This window comes from Dongia sp. agr-C8 (genome assembly GCF_054658695.1).
In genome coordinates this window covers 452,684-470,873 of sequence record NZ_BAAGHZ010000005.1, presented here as the reverse complement: position 1 = coordinate 470,873, position 18,190 = coordinate 452,684, and the positions used below count along the sequence as shown (strand labels likewise).

15 protein-coding genes are annotated in these 18,190 nt (G+C 66.6%); 6 read left to right on the top strand and 9 right to left on the bottom strand.

Features of this window, described 5'->3' with window-relative positions; translation table 11 throughout:
* The first annotated feature begins 28 nt into the window (after window positions 1-28).
* On the top strand, window positions 29-1,159 hold the full coding sequence (locus tag ACYQ4T_RS26505) for a cyclic nucleotide-gated ion channel (RefSeq protein WP_459859646.1): 1,131 nt from the start codon (window positions 29-31) through the stop codon (window positions 1,157-1,159).
* A gap of 84 nt (window positions 1,160-1,243) precedes the next feature.
* Here ACYQ4T_RS26505 and ACYQ4T_RS26500 read toward each other — a convergent pair whose 3' ends face one another.
* A complete protein-coding gene (locus ACYQ4T_RS26500) occupies window positions 1,244-6,058 on the bottom strand; it encodes an NAD-glutamate dehydrogenase (RefSeq protein WP_459859645.1) in 4,815 nt (1,604 codons plus the stop codon).
* Between the two features lie 275 nt (window positions 6,059-6,333).
* Here ACYQ4T_RS26500 and ACYQ4T_RS26495 point away from each other — a divergent pair, with 275 nt between their 5' ends.
* Complete coding sequence (locus tag ACYQ4T_RS26495) at window positions 6,334-6,687, top strand: hypothetical protein (RefSeq protein WP_459859643.1); 354 nt, start codon at window positions 6,334-6,336, stop codon at window positions 6,685-6,687.
* A complete protein-coding gene (locus tag ACYQ4T_RS26490) occupies window positions 6,668-7,480 on the top strand; it encodes a trypsin-like serine peptidase (protein WP_459859642.1) in 813 nt (270 codons plus the stop codon). Before ACYQ4T_RS26495 ends, ACYQ4T_RS26490 begins: the two co-directional genes overlap by 20 nt.
* Here ACYQ4T_RS26490 and nhaA read toward each other — a convergent pair.
* From nhaA to ACYQ4T_RS26460, 6 genes are all read right to left on the bottom strand, one after another.
* Window positions 7,455-8,642, bottom strand: coding sequence for a Na+/H+ antiporter NhaA (nhaA, locus tag ACYQ4T_RS26485; RefSeq protein WP_459859700.1), 1,188 nt, complete (start codon window positions 8,640-8,642; stop codon window positions 7,455-7,457). The genes ACYQ4T_RS26490 and nhaA overlap by 26 nt on opposite strands.
* Window positions 8,643-8,760: 118 nt before the next feature.
* Window positions 8,761-8,883 (bottom strand): hypothetical protein, encoded by a 123-nt coding sequence (locus tag ACYQ4T_RS26480; RefSeq protein WP_459859641.1) that lies wholly within the window; start codon window positions 8,881-8,883, stop codon window positions 8,761-8,763.
* 101 nt (window positions 8,884-8,984) lie between these two features.
* Window positions 8,985-10,043, bottom strand: coding sequence for a hypothetical protein (locus tag ACYQ4T_RS26475; protein WP_459859640.1), 1,059 nt, complete (start codon window positions 10,041-10,043; stop codon window positions 8,985-8,987).
* Window positions 10,044-10,272: 229 nt separating this feature from the next.
* A complete protein-coding gene (hspQ, locus tag ACYQ4T_RS26470) occupies window positions 10,273-10,644 on the bottom strand; it encodes a heat shock protein HspQ (protein ID WP_459859639.1) in 372 nt (123 codons plus the stop codon).
* A 319-nt stretch (window positions 10,645-10,963) separates the two neighbouring features.
* On the bottom strand, window positions 10,964-11,458 hold the full coding sequence (locus ACYQ4T_RS26465; protein WP_459859638.1) for a MarR family winged helix-turn-helix transcriptional regulator: 495 nt from the start codon (window positions 11,456-11,458) through the stop codon (window positions 10,964-10,966).
* An 89-nt stretch (window positions 11,459-11,547) separates the two neighbouring features.
* A complete protein-coding gene (locus ACYQ4T_RS26460) occupies window positions 11,548-11,712 on the bottom strand; it encodes a hypothetical protein (protein ID WP_459859637.1) in 165 nt (54 codons plus the stop codon).
* A gap of 380 nt (window positions 11,713-12,092) precedes the next feature.
* On the opposite strand from ACYQ4T_RS26460, the gene ACYQ4T_RS26455 reads away from it, so the two are divergent.
* Window positions 12,093-14,558 carry a PAS domain S-box protein gene (locus ACYQ4T_RS26455; protein WP_459859636.1) on the top strand — a complete coding sequence of 822 codons (2,466 nt, stop codon included), beginning with the start codon at window positions 12,093-12,095 and terminating at the stop codon, window positions 14,556-14,558.
* Window positions 14,559-14,579: 21 nt separating this feature from the next.
* On the opposite strand, the gene ACYQ4T_RS26450 is transcribed toward ACYQ4T_RS26455, so the two are convergent.
* Window positions 14,580-16,046: an AMP nucleosidase gene (locus tag ACYQ4T_RS26450; RefSeq protein ID WP_459859635.1), complete on the bottom strand. Its 1,467-nt coding sequence runs from the start codon at window positions 16,044-16,046 to the stop codon at window positions 14,580-14,582.
* Between the two features lie 148 nt (window positions 16,047-16,194).
* On the opposite strand from ACYQ4T_RS26450, the gene ACYQ4T_RS26445 reads away from it, so the two are divergent.
* A complete protein-coding gene (locus ACYQ4T_RS26445; protein WP_459859634.1) occupies window positions 16,195-16,860 on the top strand; it encodes a MarC family protein in 666 nt (221 codons plus the stop codon).
* 3 nt (window positions 16,861-16,863) lie between these two features.
* On the opposite strand, the gene ACYQ4T_RS26440 is transcribed toward ACYQ4T_RS26445, so the two are convergent.
* Window positions 16,864-17,472: an ankyrin repeat domain-containing protein gene (locus tag ACYQ4T_RS26440; RefSeq protein WP_459859633.1), complete on the bottom strand. Its 609-nt coding sequence runs from the start codon at window positions 17,470-17,472 to the stop codon at window positions 16,864-16,866.
* A 104-nt stretch (window positions 17,473-17,576) separates the two neighbouring features.
* On the opposite strand from ACYQ4T_RS26440, the gene ACYQ4T_RS26435 reads away from it, so the two are divergent.
* Entirely contained in the window at window positions 17,577-18,185 is a 609-nt protein-coding gene (locus ACYQ4T_RS26435) for a glutathione S-transferase family protein (RefSeq protein ID WP_459859632.1), read from the top strand.
* Window positions 18,186-18,190: the final 5 nt, after the last annotated feature.

Here is an 18,190-nt window from a genome sequence, read left to right as displayed (position 1 = left end):
CCGGAGGCGACGGCCCATGGATGCAAGAATGCCCATGGGCGGAGACGGACGCAGCAGGCTGCTGCATCTGCTGGACATCAGCGCGCGGGACGGCCAGGTCAACTGGCCGGCCCGGGTCGGACTGGTCGTCGCCATCCTGCTGTCGGTCGGCAGCGCCGCCATCGTCACGCTGCCCGATCTTCCCGCGCTCGAGCGGTTCGACTGCCACGTCGCGGCGGCCGTCGCCGGCATCATGTTCCTCGCCGAGTATCTCTGGCGGATCTGGCGCGCGCCACTGCTCGACCCGGACTTGCCGCATGCCCGGCGACGCTACCTGCTCTCCTTCATCGGCGTGGTCGATCTGCTCTCGGCGGCGCCCTTGCTCGGCTTGGTCATGCCCGAGCTTGCCGACAGCCTGCTGATCGGCCAGCTGCTGGCGCTGTTCAAGCTGTCGCGCCTGACGCCGGCGCTGTCCCTGGTCGGAACCGTGCTGAAGAGCGAATGGCGGGCGCTGGCCGCGGCCTTGCTGGTCATGCTGGTGCTGCTGGTGATCGCCTCCGGCGTCATGTACCTGCTGGAACGCGGCGCCCAGCCGACGGTCTTCAGCTCGATCCCGCGTTCGCTCTGGTGGGGCATCGTCACCATGGCGACGGTGGGCTACGGCGACATGACGCCGGTGACCGCGCTGGGCCGGCTGTTCGGCGGCATGGTCATGCTGCTCGGCATCGCCATGTTTGCGGTGCCGGCCGGCATCCTGGCGACCGGCTTCGCGACCGAGATCCGGCGCCGCGATTTCGTCGTCACCTGGAACGCGGTGGCGCGGGTGCCGCTGTTCGCCGGCCTCGACGCGACACGCATTGCCGCCATCGCCCGGTTGCTCAAGCCGCAGATCGTGCCGGAGCGCCAGGTGGTGGTCCGCCGCGGCGAGCCGGCCGATGCCATGTTCTTCATCATGGAAGGCGAGGTCGAGGTCGAGATCGAGCCGCCGGTGAAGCTCGCCAAGGGCCAGTTCTTCGGCGAGGTCGGCCTGCTGCACGACACCGTGCGCAACGCGACCGTCGCCGCGCTCACCGAAACCCGTCTGCTGGTCCTGGACCGCGCCGACTTCCAGCGCCTGATGCACCAGCACCCGGACCTGAAAGCCCGCATCGAAGCGATCGCCGCGGAACGGAAGAGGTAGCCTCGTCGCCCGCGGGCTTGACCCGCGGGTCTCGCGCCGACCGGCCGCAGCTGCCCGGGTCAAGCCCGGGCATGACGCGATTGGCTACTCCATCACGCTCCTGAGCGCCCGGTTCGCCACCGCCAGCATCGAGAGCTCGACCTTGCCGACCTGGCGCAGGTCGGCGAACAGCTGCTCGACCCGCTGCACCGGCACGCCGCGCGCCGCGTGCCAGGCCGCGATCGCTTCCTTGGCCGGCTTGCCCTTCTGGTCCGCCAGCACCGCGGCGGTCAGGTCGCGCTGGTGGCCGTAGAGGTCGTCGATGATGGCGAAGACCGCGAGCCGGTCCCAGTGGTTGTCGCCGATCAGGCGCCGCGCGCCGTCGCGTAGCCAGTCGAGGCCGAAGACCAGGCCGATGTCGTAGTAGACCGCGGCCGCCGCCTCGACCTTGATCCCGGCCTTGGTGGCGATCCGCACGATGTCCAGCGAAGACCAGAGCTGCGGCAGGTTGGCGATCCGGATCGCGAGATCCTTCGGCACGCCCTTTTCCATCAAGGCCGCGCGGTACTGGTCCATATCCGTGCGGTCGGGCTCGGAGATGATCTCGTACATCGCCGCTTCCAGCGCGGTGATGCCGGGCTGCGCCTCGGCCAGCAGTGCCGAGACGTCGAGAGGATGCGCGCCGTTCCTGAGGAACCAGCTGGTCGCCGGCTCCGCGAGACGGTTGATCTCGATCAGCATCTCGGTCTGGGTCCTGGCATCGACCTTGTTGTCCAGGGCCTCGATCGCCGACCAGAGCTCGCGGAAGCGGAAGGTCTCGCGCACGATCGCATAGGCGCGGGCGACCGCGCTTGCCGGCTGTCCGGTCTTCTCACGGATCACATGGACGAAAGTCGACCCCACCCGGTTCACCAGCGAGTTGGTGACCAGGGTGGCGATGATCTCCCGGCGCAGGCGATGCTTCTCGATCTGCGGCCGGAATTCCGACTTCAGGGCCGGCGGGAAATAGTCATAGAGATCCTGCACCAGCCGCGGATCGTCGGGGAGGTCGGACGGCAGCAGCTCGTCATAGAGCGTCGTCTTGGAATAGGCGAGCAGCACCGCCAGCTCCGGCCGGGTCAGGCCGATGCGCTGGGCCAGCCGCTCGCGCATGGTCTCGTCGTCGGGCAGGAACTCGATCGCGCGGTCTAGCTTGCCGGCGCGCTCCAGTGCCCGCATGAAGCGGTTCTGCTGGTCGAGCAGGGTGAAGCTCAGATTCTCCGCCACCGACAAGGCCTGGGATTGCAGGTAGTTGTGGCGCAGGACCAGCTTCGCCACGTCGTCGGTCATCGAGGCCAGCAGCTTGTCGCGCTGCTTCATGGTGAGGTCGCCGTTGGCGACCGCCTCGTTCAGCAGGATCTTGATGTTGACCTCGTGGTCCGAGGTGTCGACACCGGCCGAATTGTCGAGCGCGTCGGTGTTGAGTCTCCGGCCGCTCAGCGCCGCCTCGATCCGGCCGCGCTGGGTGAAGCCGAGATTGGCGCCTTCGCCGATCACCTTGGCGCGCACCTGGTTGCCGTTGATGCGGATCGCGTCATTGGCGCGGTCGCCGACCTCGAGATGGGTCTCGTCGGTCGCCTTCACATAGGTGCCGATGCCGCCCAGGAACAAGAGATCGACCTCGGCGACCAGGATCGCCTTGATCACCTCGTTGGGCGTCACCTGATCCTTCATGAGCCCGATCGCCTTCTGCGCCTCGGGCGAGAGCTTGATCGACTTGGCGCGCCGCTCATAGATGCCGCCGCCGGCGGAGATCAGCTTCGCGTCGTAATCCGCCCAGGTCGAGCGGGGCAGGTCGAACATGCGCTTGCGCTCGGCGAAGCTCGCCTTCGGATCCGGATTGGGATCGATGAAGATATGCATGTGGTTGAAGGCGGCGATCAGCCGCGTCTCGCCGGAACAGAGCATGCCGTTGCCGAAGACATCGCCCGACATGTCGCCGACGCCGACGCAGGTGAAGGCCTGGGTCTGGATATCGGTCCCGAGCTCGCGGAAATGCCGCTTCACGTTCTCCCAGGCGCCGCGGGCGGTGATGCCCATCTTCTTGTGGTCATAGCCGGCCGATCCACCGGAGGCAAAGGCGTCGTCCAGCCAGAAGCCATACGCGCGGGATACCGCGTTGGCGATGTCGGAGAAGGTCGCGGTGCCCTTGTCGGCCGCGACCACGAGATAGGGATCGTCGCCGTCATGCCGCACCACCGACGGCGGCGGCACGACCTTGCCGCCGACCAGGTTGTCGGTGAGGTCAAGCAGCCCCTTCATCAGGGTCTGGTAGCAGCGGATGACCTCGGCCTGCATCGTCTCGCGGTCGGCACCGACCGGCGGCCGCTTCACCACGAAGCCGCCCTTGGAGCCGACCGGCACGATGACCGCATTCTTCACCATCTGCGCCTTCATCAGGCCCAGGACCTCGGTGCGGAAATCTTCCTTGCGGTCGGACCAGCGGATGCCGCCGCGCGCCACCTTGCCGCCTCTGAGATGCACCGCCTCGGCATGCGGCGCGTAGACAAAGACCTCGACCAGCGGCCGCGGCAGCGGCAACTCGTCCAGCTTCTGGGAATCCAGCTTGAAGGAGATGTATTCCTTCACGCCCCCATTCGCCGGCGGCTGGAAGAAGTTGGTGCGCAGCGTGTTGACCACCGCGTTGACGTAACGACGCAGGATGCGGTCATCGTCGAGATTGCTGACGCCCTCCAGCATCTGCTCGATCTCCGCATTGATCTTCGCGGTGCCGGCTACCCGATCGCCGGTGAAGGCGGGATCGTTGCGCAGGTGAAACAGCCGCGCGATCGCCTGGGTGATCTTCGGATTGCCGCAGAGCGTCGCTTCCATATAGGCCTGGCTGAAGGCGATCGCCGCTTGCCGCAGATACTTGCAATAGGCGCGGATCAGCGCGACGTCGCGCCAGGCCAGGCCCGCCGTCAGCACCAGGCGGTTGAAGCCGTCATCCTCGAGCTCTGCCGTCCAGATCCGCGCATAGGCGTCCTGAAAACGGTCCCTGAGCTCGGCAACGTCGATCTCGGCGCCGTCGGCGGTGACCATGGCGAAGTCATGGATCCAGACCGGCTCGTCAATGCCGGCCGGCTCGATCGCATAGGCATTCTCGCTGATGACCCGCAGGCCGAAATTCTCCAGCGAAGGCAGCACGTTCGAAAGCGCGATCTTCTCGGATGCGCGATAGAGCTTCAGGTGCAGCGCGTTGCCGGCCGCCTCGACCGGACGATAGAGGTTGATCGGCGGCGTGGTGGCTTTGAGCGCCAGCTCGACGCGCTCGATGTCGGCGACCGCCGCGCGGGCGCCGAACTGCTCCTGGAATCCCAGGGGGAAGGCCTCCTGGTAGCGCTTCAGCAGCCCCAATCCGACCGCCTCGCCCTTGATCTCGACCAGGGCCTCCTTCAGCCGGTCGCGCCAGGAGCGGCAGGCATCGGCGATCTGGGTCTCGATCTCCTTGAGGTTGACCGCCGGGATCTCGCCCGGCGTGGTGGCGACGATCACGTTCAGTCTGGCGAGTGGCCCGTCGTCCATATGCGTGTAATAGGTCGAGACCTTGCCGTTCAGGGCGCGCGCCAGGATCTCCTGGATGGTCAGGCGGATGTCGGTGGTCATCCGGTCGCGCGGCAGGTAGACGAAGCAGGAGATGAAGCGCTCGTAGGGGTCGCGGCGGACGAACAGTGCGACGCGCTGACGCTCCTGGAGATTGAGGATGCCGATGGCGATGTCGTAGAGTTCGTCCTCGGTCGCCTGGAACAGTTCGTCGCGCGGGAAGGTCTCGAGGATATGTTCGAGCGCCTTCTCGTCGTGGCTGTTCTTGGTGAAGCCGGCGCGCTTGGCGACCTGCGCCACCTTGTGGCGGAGCAGCGGGATGTCCCAGGGGCTGCGGCTGTAGGCGACCGAGGTGAAGAGGCCGACGAACAGTCTCTCCCCGATCACCTTGCCCTTCTTGTCGAAGCGCTTGATGCCGATCGCATCCATCGGCGCGTCGCGGTGCACGGTGGAGCGCAAGCTCGCCTTGGTGACCAGCAGGGGCTTCGGCTGGTTGATGAAGCTGCGGATCTCCGGCGGCGCGTCCTTGCGGTTGCGGATGCCCTCGAACACCCGGGTGCTGAAATCCTTCAGCACGCCGAGCGAAGGCCCGTCGGTGATGGTGTAACTGGCATCCTTGCCGCCGCCGGCCAGCGCATATTCGCGATAGCCGAGGAAGGTGAAGTGGTTGTCGGCAACCCATTTCAGGAAGGCGAGCGCCTCCTCGCTTTCCGCCTTGTCGACGCCGGCCGGCATCGCGGCGACGTCGTCGATCGCATGCATCAACTCGGCCAGCATCGCCTGCCAGTCGGTGACCGCCGCGCGCACGTCGGCCAGCACGGCCTCGATCCGCGCCTTCACCTGTTCCATGCGCGCGCCGCTCGCCGCCTGCGCCACACGCAGCTGCATGACCGATTCGGCATGCGCGTCGGCCTTGCCGATGGAGAGGAGCTTGCCGGAGCCGTCGCGCTCGATCCGCATGATCGGGTGGATGACCAGATGCACCGCCATGTCCTGGCGATTGAGCTCCGCGGTCACGGAATCGACCAGGAACGGCATGTCGTCGTTGACCACGTCGATGATCGTGTGCGGGCTCTTCCAGCCATGCTCCTCGACCTCGGGATTGAAGACCCGGACCTTGGGCGTCGCGGCGCTGCGCTTCTGCGCGAAGTTGAAGAGCGAGAGTGCGGCCGAGAACAGGTCCTCCGGCGCCTCGCCGGCGATGTCGTCGGCGGCGACATTGGCGTAGAAGGCGCGGATGAAGTCTTCGACCGCCTTCTGGCGCGGTCGCTCGATGCGTTCACCGACGAAGCGCAGGATGTCGTCGATGAATTTCGTCTTCAGGTTTTCGGCTCGCATGATCGGCTCGCTCGGGACTGTGATGCGGAGGACTTGGAAACGCGGTGGCAGCCGTGTCGCGGATTTCCAGGGAATTTCGGCATGAACAGGGTAAAGACTAGCTTAAGGCGCCTGCATCCGCCAGTTACGGAACCATCGATAATGCCGGCGGCCTGCGGTTAAGTGCCTGTCGATGCGACGGTTTTCCCCGTCGTTTGTTCACCCTCCATTAAACATCTGTTGCGAAATTCAGGCTCGACTTGAAGCGACGCTTTCGCGCGCAAAGGAGCCTGGCCATGCTGATGGATGATGTGCGCGGCGAAGTCGTGCTGCGGCGCCTGCCGCCGGACATCCTGCACAGCCTTAGCACCGAGCAGGTCGCCGCGATCCGCAACGCCGCGAGCTCGGCCCGCGCCCGCCGCCATCCGATCGATGCGCGCTTCGGCATGCGGCTGCCGCTGCTCGGGCGCTCCTATCTCGTTCTCCTGGTCGGCAAGGACCTGCGCAGCCCGAAGCGCGTCGCCGCCGACCGTCAGCTGCGCCCGACCGACCGCCTCAGCCATCTGCTGCTGGCGTTGTTCGGCATCTCCGCCTTTGCGCTGGCAGCCCTGATCGGCGTCGTGGTGCAGAATGCCTTTCTGGCGAGTTAGCGCGGCGCTCCTCCTCGCGCTCGGTCTCGCGCTTCCGGCCTTCGCCGATCCGATCGCGGCACCGACCGCCGCGACGGCTGCGGCCGCGCGATCGACGCTGCGGATCGGGATCGTCGGCCTCGACAACCGCGTGCCGGCGGATTCCAGCCAATGGCCCTGGATCGCCATCGGGCGCCTCAATCGCGAGATCGGCGGCCATTGCACCGCCGCCCTGATCGGCGCCCGCCAGGTGCTGACCGCCGCCCACTGCCTGTTCAACACCACCACCCAGCGCTGGGCCTTGCCGGTGGAGGTGCATTTCGTTGCCGGCTACCAGCGTGGAAAATATGCCGCGCACAGCAAGGCGGCGCGCTTCACCATCGCCCCCGGCTACAACCCCAACCGCCGCACCGAATTGAAGGAGATGGCGCGCGACTGGGCGATCATCGAGCTGGCGGAGCCGCTCGACGTGCGGCCGATCCCGCTCACCAAGCGCTCGCTCAGCGACACGATGGCGGCGGCGAAGTCCGGCGAGATGAATGTCGCCGGCTATGCGGTGGATTACGGGGAGCAGCTGATGCGCGACCAGGGCTGCCAGCTGCTCGGCGAGGCGACCGACGTGAAGCTGCTGGTGCACCGCTGCGACGTCACCTTCGGCGTCTCGGGAGCGCCCTTGCTGCTGATCCAGGACGGCAAGGCCGAGATCATCGGCATTCACAACGCCGTCGCCGACACCGATAAGGGCCCGATCGCCACCGCCGTCCCGGTCTCCGCCTTCGCGAAAAGCGTCAGCGCGGCGCTGAATCTGCAGTAGCGCGCGGCGCCAGGCGCAGCACGAGATAGCCGAACACCGCCGACGCGATCGAGCCTGTGAGCACGCCCAGCCTCAGCGTCGCCGCGGATTCCGGGCCGTTGAAGGCCAGGGTGCCGATGAACAGGCTCATGGTGAAGCCGATCCCGGTCAGCACGCTGGCGCCGTACATCTGCGCCCAGGTGACCCGCTCGGGCAGGCGGAACAGGCCCAGGGCCACGCCGAGCGCGGCCACCAGCATCACGCCCAGCTGCTTGCCGATGAAGAGGCCGCCGGCGATGCCGAGGCCGATCGGCTGCAGGAAGGCCGCGAGCCCGATCCCGCCGCCCAGCGGCACGCCGGCATTGGCGAAGGCGAAGACCGGCATGATGCCGAAGGTGACCCAGGGATGCAGCGCGTGCTCGCAGCGCCGCAGCGGCGCCAGCTCGCGCGGCCCCTGGACCTTGAGCGGAATGGCGAAGGCGAGCGCGACGCCGGCCAGCGTGGCATGCACCCCGGATTTCAGCACGCAGATCCAGATGAAGATGCCGACCAGGACGTAGGGGGCGAGCTTCAGCACGCCGAGCCGGTTCAGCACGGCCAGCCCCAGAATGCCGACTGCTGCCAGGCCGAGCGAGATCAGCGAGAGATCCGCGGTGTAGAAGATCGCGATGATCACGATCGCGCCGAGATCGTCGATGATCGCCAGCGCCAGCAGAAAGATCTTCAGCCCCTCGGGGATGCGCCCGCCGAGCAGCGCCATCACGCCCACGGCAAAGGCGATGTCGGTCGCGGCCGGGATCGCCCAGCCCGCGTGGTTCTCCGGTGTCGACCAGTTGAAGGCGAGATAGACCAGCGCCGGCATCGCCATCCCGCCCAGGGCGCAAAGCCCCGGCAGCGCCACCTGGCGCGCGCTGGAAAGTTCGCCTTCCAGCACCTCGCGCTTGATCTCCAGCCCGACCAGGAAGAAGAACACCGCCATCAAGCCGTCGTTGACCCAGTGGATCAGGGTCTTCTGGAAGGTGAAGGTGCCGAGCGTCACGCCGAGGTCGAGCTCCAGCAGCCCCTCATAGAGCCAGGCCAGCGGTGAATTGCTGATCATCAGCGCCAGCGCCGCGGCGATCAGCAGCAGGATGCCGCCGGCGCTCTCGAGCCGCACGAAATCGCGCAGCGCCTGCAGCGGCACCGGCAATGCGGTCGTTCTACTCGTTTCCTGGTCACCCGGCATGCGTCCCCTCGGCGAATCACTGCCGCATAGATAGGGGGCTCAGTGCCGGGTGTCCTGAATTTTCGGAACTGCCGCGTCAGGAAGCGATGAAATGCGGCGCCCAGAGAATGAGGGTGATCAGTGCGCCGAAGACCGCACCCTCGCCGATCTGATGGATGATCTTGTGGATCCCGGTCCCCGTGGACTGCGTGCGAAACATCGCCAACCTCACCCTCTGTATTAATTATGTACACATAATGTTCTCATTTTATTCCAGAGTCAAGCGCAGTCGATGGCGCCGTCCGAGAACGCGGACCGGGGTCAGTTCGTGACGGTGGCGGAGGCCTTGATCGGCTGCAGCTCCGGCGCCGGCGCCGCCCTCGGCTCGGCCGGGGCGGCTATCGGCGCGGCGACCGGTTCTTGGACGGCGGGCCGGCTGTTGCGCAGCTCGTTCAAGAGGTCGCCATAGGCCCAGACCACCTCCGGCTGGACGTCAGGCGATTTGAGGACCGGCCGCAGCTTCTCGACCCGGGCGACCAGATCGTCCTTGCCGAACACCTTCTCCTTGGAGAAATGCACCCCGAGCGCCGCGCCGTAGAAGTCGATCTCCTCGAAACGCGGCCCGACCGAGAAGTCGGTCAGCGCCTTCACCTTGCCGTCGGCCCAGCGTCCGAGCAGCCGGTCCTTGCCGTTGTTGCGCTCGATGAAACTGTAGAGCGCGCCGTCATACCAGCTGGGCAGGCTGAGGTCGGTCTTGCTGCCATGCCCGACCTGCCGCTCGAGGATCAGGGCGTTGCTCAGATCGCTGATCGGACTTTGCGTCGTGCAGACGCCGGCATAGCCGGCGCGGGTGAACTTGACCAGCATCGCGACGTTGTCCTTCTGGTAGCAGACATCGCCGCTCGCCTTGCGATAGAGCACCATCTGGTCGCTCGAGGTGGCTGCGTAGCCGGCCACCGAATAGCTGGTCTGGACCAGCACCTTCATGCAGTCGATATCGCATCCGGAACTGGGCAGCACCAGCACATCGTGCTGCGCCTCCGGCTTCAGGAAGGCGCGTTGTTCCAGCTCGCGCACCTCGAGCATCTGCAGATAGCCGGCCGAGAGGAAGGCCGCGGCCGCGAGGGTCGCGGCGAAGACCGGGCTCAAGGTGAGGCCGATGCGCCTCCGGGTCTTGCCGAGGATGACCAGCGTCACCGGCGGCACGACGATTCCGAGCGCGATCAGGATCCCGAGCGTGCCGGTGTAGTTGAGGAAGGTCGAGAGGAAGTGCGGCAGGATGCGCAGCAGGCCGAAACCGAGGCCCCAGGCCGTCGCCAGCACCATCAGGCCGATCAGGATGTCGCTGCAGCAGCGCAGCGCTGGAAACGACGCGCGCATCGTGTCCTCAGTCGTCGTTGCAATTCTCCCCTGCGAACGAAGCTACGCGCGTGCTGGTTAACGTCAAGGAAATCGCGGCAAATATGCTGAATTTTGCCGGGAACCGTGGCGCCTGCGCATCACTTTGCCCGTGCAATTCACATCCGCGATGCGCTTTGCTGTGAATTACCGGCTATTCATCGCGCGCTGCAGCGCAGCGGACAGCAGAAGCGGATGCGAGTCGACTCGATCAGTTCGGCTTCATCGCTTTCATGCGATAGATGCCGCGCTTCGGGCTGCTGAACATCTCGCGCAGCAGCGGATGACGGCAGGGCTCGCCGCTGTCATCGGCCAGCAGGTTCTGCTCCGAGACATAGGCGACGTAGGTCGTCTCCGCGTTTTCGGCCAACAGGTGATAGAACGGCTGGTCTTTGTGCGGGCGCACATCCTCGGGAATCGAGGCCAGCCATTCCTCGGTGTTGTCGAACACCGGATCCACGTCGAACACGACGCCGCGGAACGGGAACACCCGGTGCTTCACCACGTCGCCGATCTTGAACTTCGCCTCGCGGAAGATATCCGCGCGCGCGGATGCCGGGCCGCCTGGTGTTGCGTCGGGCATGGTTGATTCTGTCCCCGTCGGCATCTTGCCGTCGATCCTTTCCGATCGTCCCCGGCTTGAAGCTAGTCACGCGCCTGACGTCGTTCAAGCGGGATGCGTTGCACTCGGCGCGATTGCGCCGCACCGTGACGATTCCGCATCATCGAAGAGGGTGAGTTAACGCCTAAGAAACGCCGCCACCGCGCCGGTTGTTCCGCCATCCACATCGAACCTCTGACCCAGAAGCGGGGCGATGTGGATTGCGCATGACGTGGCGGGTTAACCCTGCCCAATCGGTCGATTGGTCGCGTCGCCCAGCCGGACGGTTCAATCCAGTCGTTCAATCGGGCAGGGGACAGCCTTCCCGTTCGCAGGCGCCGGAATCGCAATAGCGGCAGGTATGGTCCGCCTGGGCCCGGTCGGTCACCAGGTTGTTGAGCATCTGCGGCAGCAGCCGCTCCAGCATCTTGCGGTCGGTGGCGCTGATCCCGGCCAGGGCCTTGCCGAGACTCTTGCGGCGGCCTTCCAGCAGGCGCTCCGCCACCTTCTCGCCGGCCTTGGTGAGCACGAGCACGACGGCGCGCTTGTCGTCGCAGGTCTCGCGCGCGACCCAGCCGGCCTGGCTCAGGCGATCGACCAGCCGCACCGTCCCCGAATGGCTGAGGTTGAGATAGCGCGCCAGCGCCTCGATCCGCGTGTCCGGATTCTCATGGATCAGGATCAGGGCCGCCGGCGCACTGTCGCCCACGGCGCAGGCCTCGTCGAAGGCATCGTCCATGCTGTCGCTGACGGCGACGCTGAACGCGCCCAGCAGATTCTCGAGCCGCGTGGTCATGGTCTCATCCTCTGAAGGATCGGCACCCTCCAGGGAAATATGCGCGGAGCACATAGTCGTCAAGCCCCCAACCTCGGCGCTTGCGATACTCAGCGGTCGCGCCGGCGGCGGCGCTCCGCATCGCGCCGGTCGTCATTCCCGATGCCGTCGCCCATCACGTCGCCGATCAGCCAGGGGGCGCGCAGGAGGGCCGGCCACATCAGGAAGCTCAAGCCATGCGGGACGCGATTGTCTTTGCGGTTGCTGCGGTCCATGACGTTCCTCCGTGTTGACTGCGTCAGCCACGATATATGACTGATGCATGTATTTATATGCGTGACGCATACACATTGTCAAGTCCCCACGGAGAATGGCACTCAGCGCCGGGAACCAGGGTCGGTCAACGTGGTGCGGGAGGCGGGGCGGCGGCTGGAGCGATCCAATGGATTCGCCTGTGACGGGCCGCACAGCGGCCGGCCGGTTATCGATTGAACCGGCCGCGGATGGCGTCGCCGCCGCGGCGGCGTTGAGGGAGATCAAAGCGACCAGGCGCTGAGAATAGTCCTATGGTTATTCCGGGGCGCCGGCACTGGACCGGGGCGATGCCTCCGCGACCCGGGTGGACACGCCATCGGAGAGAGAGGCCCGAATTCGATTGACCCTCGCAGAGATCCTTCGTTCGCGGTCCGCTGGGCGCGGCAACTTTACCGGCTGGACCGTGGTCGTGCTGCTGGGCGCCGTGGTGTTCGCGACCGCCCTGGTCAGCATCGTCATGACGCGCAGCGCCGGCGGCGTCTCCGCGATCTGGCCCGCGGACGCGATCATCCTGGCTGCCGTGCTGGTCCAGTCGCGCCGGCTAACGCCGCCGCTTCTCGCCGCCGGCCTGCTGGGGATCGCCGCCGCCAACGTCGCCGCCGGCGGGGCGCTCTGGCTCGGCATCGCCTTGGCGCTCTGCAACCTGGTCGGCATTGCGCTCGCGACTTCGCTTTATCGGCGCTTCGCCGCGGTGGACGCGGAGGGGCGCTTTCTCGGCTTCGCCGGCGCGCGCGCCCTGCTGGGCTTCGCGGCGATCTGCGGCTGCCTGGCGCCGGCCGTTGCCGCCAGCCTCGCCAGCGGCCTGCTCTGGTTTGCCAATGGTGCACCGCCGGCGACGGTCTGGACCGAGTGGCTGATGTCGGATGCGCTCGGCATTCTGGTGATCACCCCGGTCCTGCTCTCCATCAGCGCGACGGACGGCAAGGACCTCCTCGCCCGACGCAGCGCCGGTGAAGTCACCCTGCTGCTGGCGGCCAGCGCCTTCATCACGGTCTTTGCGGTCGTCAACACCCAGCTGCCCATCAAGTATCTCTTGTTCCCGGCGGTCATTCTTCCGGCGTTCCGGCTGGGCTTCACCGGCACCGGGCTGGTCTGCGCCTTGGTTTCGGCCATCGCCATCACCGGAACTCTGCTCGGTTACGGGCCCCTGACGCTGGTCGGGGATGCTTCCCTCGAATACCGCATCCTGGTCCTGCAGCTCTTCCTGCTGGTCATGAACCTCACGGCCCTGCCCGTCGCCTCGGCGGTGGAGGCACGCCGGAGCGCCGAGGATCGGGTGCTTCAGGTCTCGAACCTGAAGCAGGCGATTCTCGACGGCACCGACTACGCGATCATCGCCACCGATATCGACGGAATCATCACGCACTTCAACGCCGGCGCCGCCCGCATGCTGGGCTACGCGCCGGACGAGATCATCGGCAAGGCAACGCCCGCGATATTCCACCTCAAGGAGGAGATCGAGAATCGCGCGGCGGTGCTCTCGGCCGAGCTCGGACATCCGGTCTCGCCGGATGCCACGGTGTTTGCCGCCAAGTCGCATCTCGGCCCGGACGAGCGGGAATGGACCTACGCGCGCAAGGATGGCAGCACGTTTCCGGTCCGGCTCTCGGTCACCGCCTTGCGCGACCGCGTCGGGGCCGTCACCGGCTATCTGGGCATCGCCAACGACATCACCGATCAGCGCCGCAATGCCGAAAGTCTGGCGCAGAGCCGCCGCGACCTGCAAAGCGTCATCGACAACATCCCGGCCATGATCGCCTACTGGGACAAGGATCTGCGCAACCGGTTCTGTAACCGGGCCTATATCGAATGGTTCGGCAAATCGCCCGACCAGATCATGACCGGGATGCATATTCGCGACGTGATCGGCGAGCGGCTCTTCGCGCTCAACCGCCCCCATATCGAAGGCGCGCTTCGCGGCGAGCGGCAGAGCTTCGAGCGGGAGATCCCCATCCCGTCCGGCGAGCGACGCCAGACCCAGGCGCATTACATCCCGAATTTCCGGGACGGCAGGGTCGAAGGCTTCTATGTCCTGGTGTTTGACATCAGCGCGCTGAAGCGCACCGAGGCGGAGCTGAAGTCGGCAAAGGAAGCGGCCGAGAAGGCGACCCGCGCGAAGTCGGACTTCCTGTCGCGCATGAGCCACGAGCTGCGCACGCCCATGAACAGCATCATCGGCTTCACCGAGCTGCTGCAGACGGGACACCCGGGCGCGCTCAACGACCGGCAGCAGGAGTATCTGGGGCTGGTTCACTTCAGCGCCCGGCACCTGCTGCATCTCATCGACGACATCCTTGAGCTCAACCGGATCGAGGTCGGCAAGCTGAAGATCGTCGAACAGCCGGTTGCCGTGGGGTCGCTGCTAGGCTCGGTCGTCGCCAGCCTGGCGCCGATGGCGGAGAAGCTCCGGATCGAGATCCGCCAGACACCGCTCGATCCCGCTCTGCCCCGCCTATCGGCGGATCCGACCCGCGCTGCCGAAGTGCTGCTGAACCTCGGCTCGAACGCCATCAAGTACAACAAACCGGGCGGTTACGCCGACTTCTCGGCGGAAGCGCGGCCTGGCGGCCTGGTCCGGCTGAAGGTGACCGACAACGGCATCGGCATCCCGCCCGAGCGCCAATCCGAGGTGTTCCAGGAGTTCAATCGCCTGGGCCAGGAGCAGACCGGCATCGAAGGGACGGGCATCGGCCTGGCGCTCAGCAAGCGGCTGGTCGAGCTCATGCACGGCACGATCGGCTTCAGCAGCGCAGCGGGCATCGGCAGCAGCTTCTGGATCGACCTGCCGGTCGATCGCGGGGAATAGCGGCCGAATTGAGCCGCCGGCCTACTGGAACGCCACTTCGGCGAAGCTCCGGAGCTTCCTGGAATGCAGTTGGTCCAGCCCGAGCGCCCGCAGCCGCTCCATGGTGCGGATGCCGATCTTCAGGTGCTGGCCGACCTGCTGCTTGTAGAAGGCGTCGGCCATCCCCGGCAGTTTGAGCTCGCCGTGCAGCGGCTTGTCGGAGACGCAGAGCAGGGTGCCGTAGGGCACCCGGAAGCGGAAGCCGTTGGCGGCGATGGTGGCGCTCTCCATGTCGAGCGCGATGGCGCGGCTCTGGCTGAAGCGCTGCACCGGCTCGGCATAGTCGCGGAGCTCCCAGTTGCGGTTGTCGATCGTGGCGACCGTGCCGGTGCGCATCACGCCCTTCAGCCCCTGGTCCTTAAGGCCGGTCACTTCGCCGACCGCGCGTTCCAGCGCCACCTGGATCTCGGCCAGGGCCGGGATCGGGATCCAGAGCGGGAGATCCGCATCGAGCACGTGGTCGTCGCGCACATAGGCATGGGCGAGCACGTAGTCGCCGAGCTTCTGGGTATTCCTGAGGCCGGCGCAATGCCCCAGCATGATCCAGGCATGCGGCCGCAGCACCGCCACATGGTCGGTGATGGTCTTCGCGTTCGAGGGGCCGATGCCGATGTTCACCATGGTGATGCCGGAATGGTCCGGCCGCACCAGGTGATAGGCTGGCATCTGCGGCAGGCGCTGCATCGAGGGCGGGGGCGGGGTCTCGCCCGCCTTGGTCACGCGGTCGCCGGGCTCGACGAAGGCATCATACTCGCCGCCACCTTGCCGCATCAGCTCCTGGGCGTGCCGCACGAACTCGTCGATGTAGAACTGATAGTTGGTGAACAGCACGAAATTCTGGAAATGCTGCGGCGAGGTCGCGGTGTAGTGCTTCAGCCGGAACAGCGAGTAATCGACCCGGGGCGCCGTGAACAGGGCCAGTGGATGCGGCACGCCGGGCGGAATGACCGCGGTGCCGTTGACGATGTTGTCATCCATCGCCGCGAGGTCGGGCAGGTCGAACAGGTTGCGCAGCTTCTGCAGCGATTGCGGCGTCAGCTCGCCCTCGACATGGACGTCGGGGAAGGCGAAATGCACCGGGATCGGCGTCTCGCTCACGCCCACCTCGACGCCGACATGGTGGTTGCGGATCAGCTGGCCGATCTGCTCGGTGTAATAGTGGCGGAAGAGATCCGGCCGGGTCACCGTGGTCATGAAGGTGCCGGGCCGGTCGACAAAACCATAGGAGAGCAGGGTGTCGCGCGGGCTGAAACCGGAGACCGTGATCGCGACGTAAGGGTAGCAGGCGCGGACCGGCCGCGCCGGCGCGCTGCCGCCGACGAAGGCGCGGAAGGCCTCGCGCAGCCGCGCGGTGTTGGCGTTGTAGATGTCCTGGAGCCGCTCTACCGCGGCCTCGGCGCTGTCAAACCGTTCCGGTTTGAAGGCCTCTGGAGCAAGGGGTCGATTCATCGCCGGATTCCTAGCACAGGACGAGGCCGCTGCGTAGGGGGCGACAAATTCCGCAAGATCCCGCGCTCCAGCCTCCTGGTCCCGCGCGGCGCGCCGTGCTACCAAAGATGCGGCCCCCGCGGCGACCGGGAAGATCCAAGACGGCACGATGAGCGATTCCCTCCAGACCTATCTGCTGGCGCTTTCGGCGCTGTTCTCGATCGTCAACCCGCTGGGCTCGGCCTTCATTGTCAGCACGGTCACCGCCGGCCGCGCCTCGGCCGAACGGGTGCAGCTCGCCAGCAAGATCGCGCTCTATTCGGCGATCGTCATGCTGGTGGCGCTCTGGGGCGGCGCCTATGTCTTGAGCTTCTTCGGCATCAGCCTCTCGGCCTTGCGCATCGCCGGCGGCATCGTGGTCGCGGTCAATGCCTTCAGCCTGCTGCAGGCGCCGGAGACCACCGAGGCCCGGAAGCAGCGCCAGGCCTCCGAGGCCGAGGGCATCGACGCCGTCGCCTTCTTTCCGCTGACCATTCCCTTCACCACCGGCCCCGGCACGATTGCGGTGGCGATCACCCTGGGCTCGAATCGCCCCTATGCCGGCGAGGCGGCGCTCACCTTCGTGCTCGGCGCCTCGGCGGCGGCCTTGACCGTCGCCGCCATCGTCTGGATCACCTATGCCTTCGCCGACAAGATGGAACGGCTGCTCGGCCGCTCCAAGGCCCAGGTGGTCTCGCGCCTCGCCGCCTTCCTGCTGCTCTGCGTCGGCACCCAGATCGCCTTGAGCGGCGTCACCGATTTCATCAGCGGCCTGAAGCTCTCGGGCGCCGCGTGAACGTCAGCGGGCACCCGCCGCCTCCAGCAGTGCGACGATCTTCGCATAGCCGCGCTGCTTGGCATGCTGCAGCGGGCGCACCTTGTCCTTGTCGGCGAGATTGGGATCGGCGCCGGCCTTGAGCAGCGCCTGCACGATTTGCTGATGCTTCTTGCCGCCGTCGGAAAGGATGATCGCCTCCAGGAGGCCGGTCCAGCCCAGCCGGTTCACATGATCGACCGGGACGCCGGCCTTGATCAGCAGCTTCACCGCCGCGACATGGCCGCGCTCGCAGGCCGGGATCAAGGCCGAACCCCCATAGCGATTGACCTTGGTGAAATCCGGTCCCGGCTTGGCGGCGATCAGGGCTTTGAGGATCTCGACGTCGCCCAGGGCGCCCGCCAGCAGGAAGGGCGAGTCCTTGATGTTGTCCTGCGCATTCACCTCGGCGCCGGCCGCGACCAGGAGCTTCACCGCCGCCGCGTCGCGCTTGCGCACCGCCAGCAGCAGCGCCGTCGCCCGCGCAGCGTTGCGTGCCGTCACCGGCGCCCCGGCTTGCAACAGCTTCTTCAAGCCTGCGCGGTCGCCGCGCTCGACGGCATTGAGCACGGCCTTGCCCCGATCGATGGCCATCCTTCCTCCGGTGATCCCCTGGTGACCGCGGTCACGCCGGAAATTCTATGGCCGCCCGGGCGAAGATGCTAGGTTCCGAAAAATTCACAGGGGGCATTCGAGACATGATTCTGGTCGGCCAATACGATTCGCCCTACGTGCGCCGCGTGGCGATTTCGCTGCAGGCACTCGGCTTCGCCTATGAGCACGACACGCGCTCGGTGTTCGGCGATTTCGATTCCATCCGCAAGACCAACCCGACCGGCCGCATTCCGGCGCTGGTGCTGGATGACGGCTCCGTGCTGGTCGATTCCGGGGCCATCCTCGACTACCTCGACGAAGAGGTCGGCCCGGAACGCGCCCTGATCCCGCGCAGCGGCCCGGCGCGGCGCCAGGCGCTGCATCGCGTGGCGCTGGCTTGCGCCGCCATCGACAAGGCGGGCGCCGCCAACTACGAGCGCCTGCTGCGCCCGCAGCAATACCAATGGCCGGAATGGATCGCGCGGCTGCAGACCCAGGCGGTCAGCGCCATCGCCGCGCTGGAAGCACTGTCCTGGCCAGCGGATGCGCCGCTCGACCAGGCGCAGGTCACCACCGTCTGCCTGCTGCGCTACATTGCGCTGAGGTCGCCGGATCTCGCCCCGCCGGCGCGGTTTCCGAATCTCGCGGCGCTCGCCGCCCGTTGCGAGCGGCGGCCGGAATTCCTGGCGACCTATCCGCCCGACGACGCGTGACGGCG

What these genes read in the sequence shown, in the direction of transcription:
- ACYQ4T_RS26465 (WP_459859638.1), bottom strand. Translation starts at nt 11,458, where the DNA reads ATGACCACGCGGCTCGAGAATCTGCTGGGCGCGTTCAGCGTCGCCGTC.
- ACYQ4T_RS26440 (WP_459859633.1), bottom strand. Translation starts at nt 17,472, where the DNA reads ATGGCCATCGATCGGGGCAAGGCCGTGCTCAATGCCGTCGAGCGCGGC.
- ACYQ4T_RS26490 (WP_459859642.1), top strand. Translation starts at nt 6,668, where the DNA reads ATGCCTTTCTGGCGAGTTAGCGCGGCGCTCCTCCTCGCGCTCGGTCTC.
- ACYQ4T_RS26480 (WP_459859641.1), bottom strand. Translation starts at nt 8,883, where the DNA reads ATGTTTCGCACGCAGTCCACGGGGACCGGGATCCACAAGATCATCCAT.
- ACYQ4T_RS26460 (WP_459859637.1), bottom strand. Translation starts at nt 11,712, where the DNA reads ATGGACCGCAGCAACCGCAAAGACAATCGCGTCCCGCATGGCTTGAGC.
- ACYQ4T_RS26505 (WP_459859646.1), top strand. Translation starts at nt 29, where the DNA reads ATGCCCATGGGCGGAGACGGACGCAGCAGGCTGCTGCATCTGCTGGAC.
- ACYQ4T_RS26435 (WP_459859632.1), top strand. Translation starts at nt 17,577, where the DNA reads ATGATTCTGGTCGGCCAATACGATTCGCCCTACGTGCGCCGCGTGGCG.
- ACYQ4T_RS26450 (WP_459859635.1), bottom strand. Translation starts at nt 16,046, where the DNA reads ATGAATCGACCCCTTGCTCCAGAGGCCTTCAAACCGGAACGGTTTGAC.
- ACYQ4T_RS26445 (WP_459859634.1), top strand. Translation starts at nt 16,195, where the DNA reads ATGAGCGATTCCCTCCAGACCTATCTGCTGGCGCTTTCGGCGCTGTTC.
- hspQ (WP_459859639.1), bottom strand. Translation starts at nt 10,644, where the DNA reads ATGCCCGACGCAACACCAGGCGGCCCGGCATCCGCGCGCGCGGATATC.
- ACYQ4T_RS26495 (WP_459859643.1), top strand. Translation starts at nt 6,334, where the DNA reads ATGCTGATGGATGATGTGCGCGGCGAAGTCGTGCTGCGGCGCCTGCCG.
- ACYQ4T_RS26500 (WP_459859645.1), bottom strand. Translation starts at nt 6,058, where the DNA reads ATGCGAGCCGAAAACCTGAAGACGAAATTCATCGACGACATCCTGCGC.
- ACYQ4T_RS26475 (WP_459859640.1), bottom strand. Translation starts at nt 10,043, where the DNA reads ATGCGCGCGTCGTTTCCAGCGCTGCGCTGCTGCAGCGACATCCTGATC.